Origin of the sequence: Kitasatospora sp. NPDC094016, from assembly GCF_040304045.1 — a bacterium.
Classification (GTDB): domain Bacteria; phylum Actinomycetota; class Actinomycetes; order Streptomycetales; family Streptomycetaceae; genus Kitasatospora.
Window position 1 is genome coordinate 18374 of record NZ_JBEOUK010000042.1, and the last position, 12333, is coordinate 30706.

Sequence of the window (12333 nt, forward strand, 5' to 3'; positions counted from 1 at the left end):
GGCCCTCGATGTCGCCGCGGGGCAGCCGTGACCAGCTTCCTGACCCACCGGGCCCGGGTGCACGACGAGCGGCTGCCGGTGCGCCGACGGCTCAACGCCCTGCGGACCTGCCTGACCTGCTTCGCGCCGTACGGCTTCCGGGCCACCTACCACCACCTCACGCTCAGCGCCCGGATGCCCAGGCTGCTGGAGGCCGACCCGGACTCGCTGGTGCGGGCCGTGGAGGAACTGCACGAGGCACGGGTTCTGTGGCTGGCCGGGGCACGGGAGTACGAGGCGCGGCGCCGGGCGCAGAAGCGGGCCGGGCGGCGGCAACCGCCCGAGCCGGTGTGGTGGAACCGCCCCTGGTGGGGCGCACCGGACGCGGCCTGGCGGGCGGACCCCTTCCTCCACCCGCCGCTGCGGCTGCCCGACTACGTCCGGCGGCAGAACGCCCTGCTGGACGGCGCCGACCTGCCCGGCTGCCCGGCCTGCGGGGACGAGGAGCCGGTGCTGTCGCGCTCGACCGGCCACGGCCTGGCCGAACTCTGCCGGACCTGCGCCTGGGTGCGGCAGCCGTGCCCGTGCGGACGGTGGCACAGCTTCGAGCCCACCCTGCGGGTCGGCTGGAACCGCGTCTGGCAACGGCAGCACCTGATCGGCGACGGCACGCCGAACCCGCGCTGGCCCGGTGTGCAGGGGCCGGCCCGGGTCGAGCGGCTGGCGGCGTACGAGGTCTCCCGCCCGTGGGGTCTGCGCTCCGCGCGGTGTGTGGCGCCCGGGCGCTGAACCGGCGCCGGCAGCTACCGGTGGAGGCGGCTCCGGCTGCGGAATACCCCGTCGGGGCGCACGGTTGTCGCGAGCACGTGATCGGTAGCGCCGCCTCCGGAAGGGAAGGAATCGCGAGATGAGCAGCACGGTCGAGCTGACCAAGGAGAACTTCGACGACATCGTCCCGGGCCCGGAGGGCCAGGACTTCGTCCTCATCGACTTCTGGGCCGGGTGGTGCGGGCCGTGCCGCCAGTTCGCCCCGGTGTACGAGAAGGCGGCCGAGCGCCACACGGACCTCGTCTTCGCCAAGGTGGACACCGAGGCGCAGGTGGAGCTGGCCGCCGCGTTCGGGATCCAGTCGATCCCCACACTGGCGATCATCCGTGAGGGCGTGCTCGTCTTCTCGCAGGCCGGTGCGCTGCCGGAGTCGGTGTTCGAGGACCTGATCGGCCAGGCCAGGAACCTGGACATGGCCGAGGTGAAGCGCAAGGTCGCGCAGGAGCAGGCGGCCGGGGGCCAGGCCTGACCCGTCCGGGCGTCCGCTGGTCCGAGGGCCCGGGGAGTGCGACTCCCCGGGCCCGGTCGCTCGGAAATCCGGGCGGAGTCCGGCCGGGGTCGGTCCTGGAGTCGTCGGCGACGGAGATCCCGCCCGACCGCGAGGAGCGACCCCCCATGAGCACGTTCGTACTGGTCCCCGGTTTCTGGCTCGGCGCCTGGGCCTGGGACGAGGTCGCCGCGCCGCTGCGTGCCGCCGGGCACACCGTCCACCCCGTGACCCTGCCCGGGCTGGCGGAGCGCGCGGGCGAGGCCGAGCCGATCGGGCTGGCGGAGCACATCGCCGCGCTGGCCGACCTGCTGGTCCGCGAGGACCTGTGGGAGGTGGTGCTGGTGGCGCACAGCGGCGCCTGCGTCCCGGCCGGCGGCCTCGCCGACCGGATGCCGGAGCGGATCCGCCGGGTGGTCTACCTGGACAGCGGCCCGATGATCGACGGCGGTTCGCTGTACGACCTCTGGCAGCCCGACCACCGCGCGGCGGCCGACGCCGCGGTGGTCGACGGCCGCCTCCCGATGCCCTCCTGGGCCGACCTCGCCGCCGACGGCGCCAGTGTGGAGGGCTTGGACGAGGCCGAGCTCGCCCGGATCCGCGAGCTGGCCACCCCGCACCCGGCCGGGGCGTACCGGGACCGGCTGCGGCTGACCGGCGCCTCGGCCGCGCTGCCGCAGGCCCTGGTGACCTGTTCCTTCCCGCTCGCCCAGGTGCAGGCGATGATCACGGCCGGCCACCCGTGGTTCGCCGGGCTCGACGGGCCGAACTGGGAGCTGCGCGAACTGCCCACCGGGCACTGGCCGATGTTCTCCCGCCCGGCCGACACGGCGGCGGTGCTGGCCGAGCTCGCGGCGCTCTGACCCGCCCTCGGCCCGGACCCGTCGGCGGACCCATCGGCGGGTTCGTCCGCGCGTTCGTCGGCGGGTTCGTCCGCGCGTTCGTCGGCGCGTTCGTCCGCGCGTTCGTCTGCGCGAAGCCCCGCCGGCGTCGCAGGATGGGCACGGCGCCGGGCGAACGGCCCGGCGCCCGTCCGGCCGAGGGCCGGATCCCACCGGAGAGCGAGCCCCTGAGGATGTACGTGGAGCGCGAGAAGTGGCCGCCGGAGGCCGTTCGGGTCAGGCTCGGGTACGAGACGAACGGCAGCCACGGGCCGATCTCCCGGCAGGTCGCCCCCACCGGCGCGCTGGACGACGCCCGGCACGCCCGGCTGCTCGACGTCCGCGACCACACACCCGTCACCCTCGCCTTGCGGGCCGGGGTGGCCATCGACACCACGGAGGACCGGGTATGACCAGCACCGCCGAGGAGTACGACGTCATCGTCCTGGGGGGCGGCCCGACCGGCGAGAACGTCGCCGACCGGACGGCCGCCGCCGGCCTGCGCACGGTGGTCGTGGAGGCCGAACTGGTCGGCGGCGAGTGCTCGTACTGGGCCTGCATGCCTAGCAAGGCGCTGCTGCGCCCGGTGGCCGCGCTGGCCGACGCCCGGGCAGTGGGCGGCTCCCGGGAGGCGGTCGGCGACAGGCGGCTGGACCCGGCCGCGGTGCTGGCCCGGCGGGACTCCTTCACCTCGCGCTGGAACGACGACGGCCAGGTGCAGTGGCTGCGGGACAACGGCATCGAGCTGGTGCGCGGTCACGGCCGGCTGGCGGGCGTACGGACCGTCACCGTGGAGGCCGAGGACGGCACCGAGCGGGTGCTCACCGCCCGGCACGCCGTCGCCGTGTGCACCGGCAGCCGTCCGGTGCTGCCCACGGGCGTGCCGGGCCTGGCGGAGGCCCACCCGTGGACCAACCGGGAGGCGACCGCCGCGCCGGCCGTGCCCGGGCGGCTGGCGGTGGTCGGCGGCGGCGTGGTCGGGGTGGAGCTCGCGACCGCCTGGCGGGCGCTCGGCTCCGAGGTGGTGCTGCTGGTACGCGGCGACCACCTGCTGCCGCGGATGGAGCCGTTCGCGGGCGAGCTGGTCGCGGAGGGCCTGCGCGAGGCCGGGGTGGACCTCCGGTTCGGGACGGAGGCCACCTCGCTGGAGCGGGCGGACGGCGCCGGGCCGGTGGTCCTGACGCTCGGTGACGGCGAGCGGCTGACCGTGGACGAGGTGCTGTACGCGACCGGACGGGCTCCGCGCACCGCCGACGTCGGGCTGGAGCAGGTCGGGCTGAAGCCGGGCGGCTGGCTGGAGGTGGACGACAGCTGCACCGTGCTCGGCGTCGACGGCGAGTGGCTGTACGGCGTCGGGGACGTCAACCACCGGGCGCTGCTCACCCACCAGGGCAAGTACCAGGCCCGGATCACGGGCGCGGCGATCGTGGCCCGCGCCCAGGGGCGTGCGCTGGACACCTCCCGCTGGGGCGCGCACGCCGCGTCGGCCGACAGCGCGGGCGCGCCGCAGGTCGTCTTCACCCATCCGGAGGTCACCGCCGTCGGGCTGACCCTGGCGGCGGCCGAAGCGGCCGGGCTGCGGGTCAAGGCCGTCGACCACGACTTCGGCGCCGTCGCCGGGGCCTCGCTGTACGGCGACCACTACCGCGGCCGGGCCCGGGTGGTCTTCGACCTGGACCGCGAGGTGCTGGTCGGCGCCTGCCTGGTCGGCCCCGGGGTCGCCGAACTGCTGCACTCGGCGACCGTCGCCGTGGTCGGCGAGGTGCCGATCGACCGGCTCTGGCACGCCGTGCCCTCCTACCCGACGATCAGCGAGGTGTGGCTGCGGCTGCTGGAGGGCTGCCGGGGGTGAGCCGGGCGGGTGAACCGGGCGGGTGAACCGGGCGGACGGGCCCTCCCGACGAGAAGGCCCTCCGGGTGAGCGGGCGCGGCGAGATGTGTCCGCCGGTGGACGGCGGGACACTGGGCGTCGGGGGCCGTCCCGGGGGGCCGTACTCGTCACCAGGTGGTGTGGGGCATGACCGAAGTGCTGTTGGCCGTCGGAACCGAGAAGGGCCTCTTTCTCGGCCGCAGCCGCGACCGGCTGGACTGGGAGTTCAGCGGGCCGCACTTCCGGATGAACGCGATCTACTCCGTCTCCATCGACCGCCGCGACGGCCGCACCCGGCTACTGGTCGGCGCCGACAGCAGCCACTGGGGGCCGTCCGTCCGGCGCTCCGACGACCTCGGCGCCATCTGGTACGAGCCGCCGCAGCCGGCGATCCGCTTCCCCGAAGCCACCGGCGCCTCGCTCACCCGGGTCTGGCAGCTCCAGCCGGCCGGCCCCGAGGCCCCCGGCGTCGTCTACGCCGGCACCGAGCCCGCCGCGCTGTTCCGCTCCGAGGACGGCGGTGAGACCTTCCGCCTGGTCGAGTCGCTCTGGAACCACCCGCACCGGACCGACTGGGGCGCCGGCTACGGCGGCCAGGGTCTGCACACCGTCGTCACCGACCCGCGCGACCCGCAGCGGCTGCTGGTCGCCGTCTCCACCGGCGGCGTCTACCGCAGCAAGGACGGCGGCGACAGCTGGGAGCCCGCCAACACCGGTCTGCGCGCCGAGTTCCTCCCGGAGGAGGGCCAGTACCCCGAGTTCGGCCAGTGCGTGTACAAGGTCGCCCCCGACCCCGTCGACCCCGACCGGCTGTACCTGCAGAACCACGGCGGCGTCTACCGCAGCGACGACTGGGGCGCGAACTGGCGCTCCGTCGCCGACGGGCTGCCCGCCGCGTTCGGCTTCGCCGTCGCCGCCCACCCGCGCCGGGGCGACACCGCCTACCTGTTCCCGCTCGGCGGCGGGGACGACCGCATCCCGCCCGGCCACCGGTGCCGGGTCTTCCGCACCACCGACGGCGGCACCAGCTGGCAACCCCTCGCCGACGGCCTGCCCGGCGAGGACCACTACGGCATCGTGCTGCGCGACGCGCTGCGCACCGACGACGCCGAGCCGGCCGGGATCTACTTCGGCAACCGGACCGGCGACGTCTACGGCAGCCACGACGAGGGCGAGAGCTGGTCGTTGCTGATCTCCCACCTGCCGGACGTGCTCTGCGTCCGCGCCGCGGTGGTGTCCTGACAATTCGGTTGCCCCCGGGAGCGCTCTCGTCGACCATGACTGCGGACGAACGACCGTACGAATGGGGCTTGGTGTGACCGAGGCAGATCTGGTGATCGGGCGAAACGGCGAGGGCGTACCGGTGGTGCGCTACCTCCCGGGCGAGCGGGAGGGCCGGCCCTGGGCCGACCTGCTGGAGGTGGTGGACGAGACCGGCGGCATCGACCCGGTGGAGTTCGTGCGCACCGAGATGGCCGGGTGGGTGGTCTCCGGGACCCCCGAGTTCGGCCTCGCCCTGCTGGAGCACGGCGCCACCGTGCTCCGGCACGCCCACGCCATGCGGCGCGACCTGGTCGCCGACCCGCCGCCCGCCGACTGGGCCGGGGCCCCGCTGCGCGGCGGCCTGCGGGCCGTACCCTGCGACCGCGCGCCCGAGGACCTGTTCGAGGCCTGGCGGGCCGCGTTCGCCCCGGGGCACCCGGACCACTTCGCGGGCGACGACCGGCAGGCGCTGGCGGAGCGGATCGCCCCGCTGCTCGCCGGCGAGGTCATCGGGCCGGTGCTGCCCTCCAGCCTGCTCGCCGTGGACGCGCAGGACCGGGTGGTGGCCGGGCTCGTCCTCACCGACCGCGGCGGCATACCGTGGATCGGCGACGTCTTCCGGCACCCGGAGCTCGGCTACCGGGGCCTCGGCGCGGACCTGCTGCGCCGCGCCGTCGCCGACGCCGCCGAACGCGGGCTCGTCGAGGTGCAGTTGGCCGTCACCGACGGCAACCCGGCCCGTCGGCTCTACGAGTCCCTGGGCTTCGAGCTGCTGAGCACCGCGCTGACCGTGATCGTGCCTGAGAACGGCTGACGGCCACCAGTCGCTGTCCGGCCGGTCCCGGGGAATCAGCCGCGATCGGCCGGACAGGCCTGGTTAGGGCACCCCCTACGGCCGGACCAGCTCCAGGACGGCTATCCCGGCCAGCACGGTGAGGCTGGCGCTCAGCCGCAGACGGCCGAGCCGCTCGCGGAACACCACGGTGGCGATCAGGGCGGCGATCACGATGCTCGTCTCGCGCAGGGCCGCGATCGTCGCCAAGTCCCCGCGGGACTGCGCCCACACCACCAGGCCGTAGGCCGTCAGCGAGAGCACGCCTCCCGCGATCCCCACCGGCACCACCTTGCCGACCCCGGTCAGCAGCGAACGGCCGCGCCGGGCCCAGGCGATCAGCGCGAGCGTCGGCCCCTGCAACAGGAACAGCCAGGCCACGTAGCCGCCGACCGTCCCGGCGTGCCGGACGCCGCTGCCGTCCAGCACCGTGTAGACGGCGATCATCACGCCCGTCCCGGCGGCGGCCCCGAGCGCGGGCAGTTGCGCCCGCCCCGGGACGCCCTTGGCGAAGGCCAGCCCGATCAGGCCGCAGGAGATCACCACCACGCCCAGCAGCTCGCCGGCGCCCGGGTGCTGACCGAGCACGGTGGCCGACAGCAGGGCCACCAGCAGCGGCGCCGAGCCGCGAGCGATCGGGTACATCTGCCCGAAGTCGCCCAGTTGGTAGGCGCGTAGCAGCAGGACCGTCGACGTCGTCTGGACGGCGACCGAGGCCAGCAGGTACGGCCAGGCCGAGGCCGCCGGCAGCGGGTTGAGCAGCACCAGGACGAGCGCGCACGCGGTGTAGGTCAGGTTGATCAGCGCGAAGCCGACCAGCTTGTCCGCGATCCGGTGCGCCAGCCCGTTCCAGACGGCGTGCAGCACGGCCGCGGCGAGCACGGCCACCGGCACGGCCGGCACGATCTCGGGCATGGCGAAGCTCCCCTCCGACGGCCTTCCGGCGACCCGGCACGGCCTGGAACCGAATTCCACGCTACCCTAGCGCCATGGAAGGACATTCCGACATGACGCCCCTGGAGTCCCAGCTCGCCGCGCGGATCCGGGCCCGGCTCGGCGAGCTGCGCGGCGCCGAGGCACGGGTGGCCGAGGTGGTGCTCGACCGGGGCGCCGGACTGGTGCACCTGAGCGTCAGCGACGTCGCCGCGCTGGCCGGCACCGCCCCCTCCTCCGTGGTCCGGGCCTGTCAGCGGCTCGGCTTCCGCGGCTACCAGGAGCTGAAGATCGCGGCCGCCCGGCACTCCCCCGCCACGGCTCCGGCCCCCGCCGACGACGACGCACGCGACCCGGCCGCCCGGGCCCTCGCCGACACCCTGCGGGCCGCCCGCGCGGCCCTGGACGGGATCACCGCCACGCTCACCGCCGACGACCTGCGGGCGGCCGCCGACGTGCTGGCCGGCGCCGGTCAGGTGGTACTGGTCGGTTCCGGGCTGTCCGGCGCGGTGGTGCTCGACCTCGCCTACCGGCTGCGCGCGCTCGGCCTGCGCGTCGACGCCCCCGCCGACCCGCTCACCGCCCAGCTGGCCGCCGCCCAGCTCCCGCCCGGCGGCGTCTGCTTCGCGGTCAGCCACGGCGGCGCCACCCCGCTGGTGATCGACGCCGCGCGCCGGGCCCGGGCGGCCGGGGCGGCCGTGGTCGCGCTCACCAGCTACGCCCGCTCACCGCTCACCGAGACGGCCACCCACACCCTGGTCGCGGGCGGGCAGGACCTGGTCTTCGGCCTGGAGACCACGGCCAGCCGGCTCGCCCACCTGGCCGCCGTCGACGCGCTCGCCCAGACCCTGCTGGCGCTGCGCGGGCGCCCCGCCGAACAGGCCCTCGGCCTCTCGGCGGACATCACCGCGGACCACACGTACTGACCGCGGCGGGCGCCCGGCGGCGACGGCGGCCCGGGGCCGTCGGAGGCGCTGTGTAGGCTCGCGGACATGGCGAGGGTGACACGGGACGATGTGGCGCGGGTGGCGGGGACGTCCACGGCGGTCGTGAGTTATGTGATCAACGACGGGCCGCGGCCGGTGGCGCCCGCGACCCGGGCGCGGGTGCTCGCGGCGGTCGAGGAGCTCGGCTACCGCCCCAACCGGGTCGCCCAGGCGATGGCACGGCGGCGGACCAACCTGCTCGGCATGGTCGTGCCGGACGCCCGCCAGCCGTTCTTCGCCGGGCTCGCGCACGCCGTCGAACAGGCCGCCGCCGACCACGGCCGGCTCCTGCTGATCGGCAACTCCGACTACGTGGACGAGCGCGAGGCACACTACATCCGCGCGTTCCTCGGCATGCAGGTCGACGGGCTGATCCTGGTCACCCAGGACCCGGCCACCCCCGGGCTCACCGGCTTCGACGTGGGCGACGGCACCTCGGTCGTGCTGCTGCACCACCGGGCGGAGACCGCCGACGGCGTCGCGGTGGTGGCGGACGACGAGGGCGGCGCCCGCGAGGTGGTCCGGCACCTGCTCGGGCACGGCCACGCCGAGGTGCACTGCTTCGGCGGCACCCTCGCGCTCAGCCCGCACGACCCGGTCACCGGGCGGACGGCCGGCTGGGCCGCCGCGCTGGCCGAGGCCGGGCTGGCGACCGAGGGGCGGCTGGTGCCGGCGCCGTTCGACCGCGTCCGGGCGCACGCCGAGGCGCTCGCCCTGCTGGCCCGGCCCGACCGGCCGTCCGCGGTGTTCTGCACGACCGACGACCAGGCGATCGGCCTGCTGCGGGCCGCCGACGACCTGGGCATCCGGGTGCCGGAGCAGCTCGCGGTGGCCGGTTTCGACGACATCGCCGAGGCGGTGATCGCCGGCCCGGCGCTGACCACCGTCGCGACCGCGCAGGACGAGATGGCCCGCGCCGCGGTGGACCTGGTCCTCGGCGGGGCCGAGCGGCGCTCCACCGGCGCGCGGACCTTCCCGGCCCGGCTGGTGCTGCGGCGCACCTGCGGGTGCCCGGCGCCGGAGCGGGAGACCGCGGGCGCAGCCGCGATCTGACTCCGCGCCACGCGCGCTCCGGTTCGGTCGAGCCGCTGCCGGGCCGCCCACCGCCGCGCGGGCGCACCGGTCAGCGGAGCTCGTCCGCGAGAAGGTCCATCAGCAGGTTGTCGTGCCAGGTGCCGTCCGGGCCGCGCTCGTACTGGCGCATGGTGCCGACGGAGCGGAAGCCGACCTTCGCGTAGCAGCGGATCGCGGCCGTGTTGTCGGCCGCCGGATCGATGATCAGCCGGTGGTAGTGGTGGTGGTCGACGAGGTGGCGGGCCAGCGTGCGGATGGCGTCGGTGCCGAGGCCGACGCCGTGGACCTCCGGGTCGAGGTAGATGTCGATGCCGGCGTGCCGGTACTCGTCGTCGTTGTTGGCGTACCACTGGATGGCGCCGACGATCTTCCCGCCCACCTCGACGGCGAGGGTCTCGGTGTCGGGCTCCTCCAGGTCGCTGGCGACGGCGTCGGCGAGGTCGTCACCGCCCCGCCAGCGGGCGAACACCTCGGGCGTGCCGCGGATGGCCGCGAGCGCCGGGATGTCGTCGGTGCCGGCGGTGCGGAGGGTCACCAGGGTGCCGTGCAGAATCGTCCCCATATGGGGCATGTTGGCACGGAAACAGGCATCCGGCGAGCTGTTTTTCGGTATTCCCCACGATCGCCCGCACCCCCTCCGAGCAGCGACGATGCTCCACCGCGAAACACTCGGCGAGAGCGGGCCCCGGGGCGGGGCCAAGGCCCGCCCGCGGCCGGGGCTCAGGCCGCCGGTTCACCCAGCGGGCCGAGCCAGACGGCCGTGACCCCGCTGACGTAGCGGGCGCCGCAGTGGTCGTCGGGGACGACGAGCTGCGGGCCGGCGGCGTCCAGCGGGGTGCCGTCCATGCTGGTGGCCAGCAGGATCCGCTGGCCGCCGAAGTCGGGGTCGATCTCGGCCCAGGAGACGACGGCCCGGTGGCCGTCCGCGCCGCTGACCGACAGCAGGAAGCGCAGCCGCTGCTTGCGGCCGGAGAAGTCGATCCGGGGCCGGGCCGCGCACAGCACGTCCCAGAGCGCGGGCCCCTCGTAGCCGTGCCGCTGCTCACCCTCGGCCAGGCAGTCGAAGCTGACCTCGACGTGGTGCGCGGGGAGGGCTCGCAGCTGGTCGACCGACAGCTCGGCGGGCCGGTCGAAGTGGCCGTGCAGCCGGACGGTGGGGCTCGACGGGGTCATGGTGCTCCCTCCTCCCGGGCCGCGCCGCTGCGGCCCGGGAGGGGGTTACCCGAGGGAGGGCCCGGGCATTCGCAGCTGCGGCGCTGAAAGGATGATTTCAGCAGCATCTGCGATGGAGTGGAGTACTTTCAGCTGGCAGCTGCGGGGGCGGAGGCGGGCATGTCCGAGGAGACGGCTCGGCGCGCCCCGCGCCGGTGGAAGCCGGTGGAAGCCGGTGGAAGCCGGTGGAAGCGGCACCGCAATCGGGCGGACGACTGGTTCCGCACTCCCGCCGAGGGGGCCCGCACTGGATGATCCGACAAGAAGAATCACCGCCGCATGACTTGCATTTACGATGCTCATGCGCACCCAAAGCTTGCACCTGCGAGGTACAGCCGTGCGCGGCGCACAAGGGCGAGAGCGAGAGCGAGATGAGCGAGAGATGATCGTCGGTGACCTGCTGCACCTCGACGACCTGGACATCCGCCTGGCCTGGGGCACCCCGGACCTGCTCGACCGCCCGGTCACCGGGCTCAGCTCCACCGACCTCCAGGACCCGGCCCGCTACCTCCAGCCCGGCGAACTCGTCCTCACCGGCCTGGTCTGGTGGCAGCCCGCCGACGCCTCCGGCGCGCTGCGCTTCGCCACCGCCCTGCGCAGCGCGGGCGTGGCGGCGCTGCTGGCCGGCGAGGGCACCCACGGCAGCGTCCCGGACAGCCTCGCCGACGCCTGCCGCACCCACGGCATCCCGCTGCTGACGGTGCCCGCCGGAGTCAGCTTCCGCGCCGTCACCGACCGCGTCTACCTGCGACTCTGGGGGGACCTGCGGGCCGGCGCCCAGGACACCGCGGCGATCCCGGAGACCGTCCGGCACGAACTGCTCGACCTGCTGCACGCGGACGCCGGGGCCGGCGAGGTGCTGGCCCACGCGGTCGGTCGGCTCGGGGTCCCGGACTGCTCGATCACCACCGCCGGCGGCCGGGCCGTCGCCACCACCGCCACCGCTGCCGCCACCGCCGCATCTGCCACCGCCACCGCCCTCCCGCCCGCCGGACGAGGCGACACCGGGCTGCCCGTCGGGCCCCAGGACGGCTCGCCGTTCGACGGCTGGCGGCTGCGCCCGCACCAGCGCTCGGCGGCGGCCGAACCGGCGCTCCAGGCCCTGGCCGAACTGCTCGCCCCGCTCGCCGCCCGCGCCCACGCCGACGCGGGCGCGCGGCGCCGGGCCGCCGGGCGGCTGCTGGACGCGCTCGCCGGGGAGGCCGGGCTCGGCGAGTCGCTCGCCGCCTGCGGGCTGGGCGGGGCCGAGCCGCTGGTGGCGGTCACCGCGCGGATCGACGGCGGCCGGGCGGGCGAGCCGGGTGCCGCGCCGGGCGACGGCCCGCCCGCCGCCTGGGCGGCGCACGCACTGGCCGAGGCGCTGCACCCGCTCGGCGCGCCGTACGCCGCCGGGACCGACCGCGACGGGCGGTCCGCCGCGCTGGTCGCCGCGCCGGTCGAGCAGGTCGCCGAACGGCTGCGCCGGGCCCGGCCCGCGCTGCAGGGCCGGCTGACCGGCCGGCGCACCCTGCGGGTGGGCGTCGGCCCGGCCGCCCCGCCCGCCCCCGCCGCACTGCGGGCGGCGCTGGTGCAGGCCCGCTACGTACTGGAGGGCTCGGCCGGCCCGGTCGGCAGCGCCGCCGAACTGGACTCGCTGGACGGACTGCTGCGCGGCATCCCGCCGGAGGTGACGGCCGCCTTCCACGCCCGGCTGCTGGCCCCGCTGGCCGCCCACGACCGGGAGAACAGCGTCTCGCTGCTGGGCACGCTGGCGGTCTTCCTGGACCACGACGGCTCGTGGTCGCGGACGGCCGAGGCGCTGTGCATCCACGTCAACACCGTGCACTACCGGATCCGCCGGATCGAGGAGCTGACCGGCCGCAGCCTGGCCCGGCTGCGGGACCGGCTCGACCTGCGGACCGCCCTGCTCTGCGCTCCGCAGCCGACCCGGGCTCAGGCTCCATCTCAGGCTCCGCCTCAGGCCCAGGCTCCGGTTCAGGCTCGGTAGA

At 75.8% G+C, this 12333-nt stretch carries 12 protein-coding genes and 1 pseudogene; 10 read left to right on the plus strand and 3 right to left on the minus strand.

Annotation, left to right across the window (positions count from 1 at the left end; translation table 11 throughout):
- Positions 1-27: 27 nt before the first annotated feature.
- The 7 genes and pseudogenes from ABT015_RS29700 to ABT015_RS29730 all read left to right on the plus strand — a co-directional run bounded on the left by ABT015_RS29700 (position 28) and on the right by ABT015_RS29730 (position 6122).
- Entirely contained in the window at positions 28-768 is a 741-nt protein-coding gene (locus tag ABT015_RS29700) for a hypothetical protein (RefSeq protein ID WP_350884486.1), read from the plus strand.
- Positions 769-874: 106 nt separating this feature from the next.
- A pseudogene (locus ABT015_RS29705) lies at positions 875-1276 on the plus strand (thioredoxin family protein); the annotation flags it as partial.
- 146 nt (positions 1277-1422) lie between these two features.
- Positions 1423-2157, plus strand: coding sequence for an alpha/beta fold hydrolase (locus ABT015_RS29710; protein ID WP_350884488.1), 735 nt, complete (start codon positions 1423-1425; stop codon positions 2155-2157).
- 134 nt (positions 2158-2291) lie between these two features.
- Complete coding sequence (locus ABT015_RS29715) at positions 2292-2588, plus strand: OsmC family protein (protein ID WP_350884490.1); 297 nt, start codon at positions 2292-2294, stop codon at positions 2586-2588.
- On the plus strand, positions 2585-4027 hold the full coding sequence (locus ABT015_RS29720) for a dihydrolipoyl dehydrogenase family protein (protein ID WP_350884492.1): 1443 nt from the start codon (positions 2585-2587) through the stop codon (positions 4025-4027). The genes ABT015_RS29715 and ABT015_RS29720 overlap by 4 nt, the downstream gene beginning before the upstream one ends.
- Before the next feature lie 165 nt (positions 4028-4192).
- Positions 4193-5287: a WD40/YVTN/BNR-like repeat-containing protein gene (locus ABT015_RS29725; RefSeq protein WP_350884494.1), complete on the plus strand. Its 1095-nt coding sequence runs from the start codon at positions 4193-4195 to the stop codon at positions 5285-5287.
- A 73-nt stretch (positions 5288-5360) separates the two neighbouring features.
- Complete coding sequence (locus tag ABT015_RS29730) at positions 5361-6122, plus strand: GNAT family N-acetyltransferase (RefSeq protein WP_350884496.1); 762 nt, start codon at positions 5361-5363, stop codon at positions 6120-6122.
- Between the two features lie 75 nt (positions 6123-6197).
- Here the strand turns inward: ABT015_RS29730 and ABT015_RS29735 are convergent, their stop codons facing one another.
- Positions 6198-7055: an EamA family transporter gene (locus ABT015_RS29735; protein ID WP_350884498.1), complete on the minus strand. Its 858-nt coding sequence runs from the start codon at positions 7053-7055 to the stop codon at positions 6198-6200.
- 74 nt (positions 7056-7129) lie between these two features.
- On the opposite strand from ABT015_RS29735, the gene ABT015_RS29740 reads away from it, so the two are divergent.
- Together ABT015_RS29740 and ABT015_RS29745 are read left to right on the plus strand one after the other, a co-directional pair.
- Positions 7130-7999, plus strand: a complete 870-nt coding sequence (locus ABT015_RS29740; RefSeq protein ID WP_350884500.1) for a MurR/RpiR family transcriptional regulator — start codon at positions 7130-7132, stop codon at positions 7997-7999.
- A gap of 66 nt (positions 8000-8065) precedes the next feature.
- Positions 8066-9112 (plus strand): LacI family DNA-binding transcriptional regulator, encoded by a 1047-nt coding sequence (locus tag ABT015_RS29745; RefSeq protein ID WP_350884502.1) that lies wholly within the window; start codon positions 8066-8068, stop codon positions 9110-9112.
- Between the two features lie 70 nt (positions 9113-9182).
- Here ABT015_RS29745 and ABT015_RS29750 read toward each other — a convergent pair whose 3' ends face one another.
- Together ABT015_RS29750 and ABT015_RS29755 are read right to left on the minus strand one after the other, a co-directional pair.
- Positions 9183-9695, minus strand: a complete 513-nt coding sequence (locus ABT015_RS29750; protein ID WP_350884504.1) for a GNAT family N-acetyltransferase — start codon at positions 9693-9695, stop codon at positions 9183-9185.
- Positions 9696-9853: 158 nt separating this feature from the next.
- Positions 9854-10306, minus strand: a complete 453-nt coding sequence (locus ABT015_RS29755) for a molybdopterin-dependent oxidoreductase (protein ID WP_350884506.1) — start codon at positions 10304-10306, stop codon at positions 9854-9856.
- Between the two features lie 421 nt (positions 10307-10727).
- Here ABT015_RS29755 and ABT015_RS29760 point away from each other — a divergent pair, with 421 nt between their 5' ends.
- Complete coding sequence (locus tag ABT015_RS29760; RefSeq protein ID WP_350884508.1) at positions 10728-12332, plus strand: PucR family transcriptional regulator; 1605 nt, start codon at positions 10728-10730, stop codon at positions 12330-12332.
- Position 12333 lies beyond the last annotated feature (1 nt).

Coding starts and splice junctions, on each gene's coding strand:
- ABT015_RS29720 (WP_350884492.1), top strand. CDS start 2,585: ATGACCAGCACCGCCGAGGAGTACGACGTCATCGTCCTGGGGGGCGGC.
- ABT015_RS29740 (WP_350884500.1), top strand. CDS start 7,130: ATGGAAGGACATTCCGACATGACGCCCCTGGAGTCCCAGCTCGCCGCG.
- ABT015_RS29755 (WP_350884506.1), bottom strand. CDS start 10,306: ATGACCCCGTCGAGCCCCACCGTCCGGCTGCACGGCCACTTCGACCGG.
- ABT015_RS29760 (WP_350884508.1), top strand. CDS start 10,728: ATGATCGTCGGTGACCTGCTGCACCTCGACGACCTGGACATCCGCCTG.
- ABT015_RS29750 (WP_350884504.1), bottom strand. CDS start 9,695: ATGGGGACGATTCTGCACGGCACCCTGGTGACCCTCCGCACCGCCGGC.
- ABT015_RS29745 (WP_350884502.1), top strand. CDS start 8,066: ATGGCGAGGGTGACACGGGACGATGTGGCGCGGGTGGCGGGGACGTCC.
- ABT015_RS29710 (WP_350884488.1), top strand. CDS start 1,423: ATGAGCACGTTCGTACTGGTCCCCGGTTTCTGGCTCGGCGCCTGGGCC.
- ABT015_RS29715 (WP_350884490.1), top strand. CDS start 2,292: ATGGGCACGGCGCCGGGCGAACGGCCCGGCGCCCGTCCGGCCGAGGGC.
- ABT015_RS29735 (WP_350884498.1), bottom strand. CDS start 7,055: ATGCCCGAGATCGTGCCGGCCGTGCCGGTGGCCGTGCTCGCCGCGGCC.
- ABT015_RS29725 (WP_350884494.1), top strand. CDS start 4,193: ATGACCGAAGTGCTGTTGGCCGTCGGAACCGAGAAGGGCCTCTTTCTC.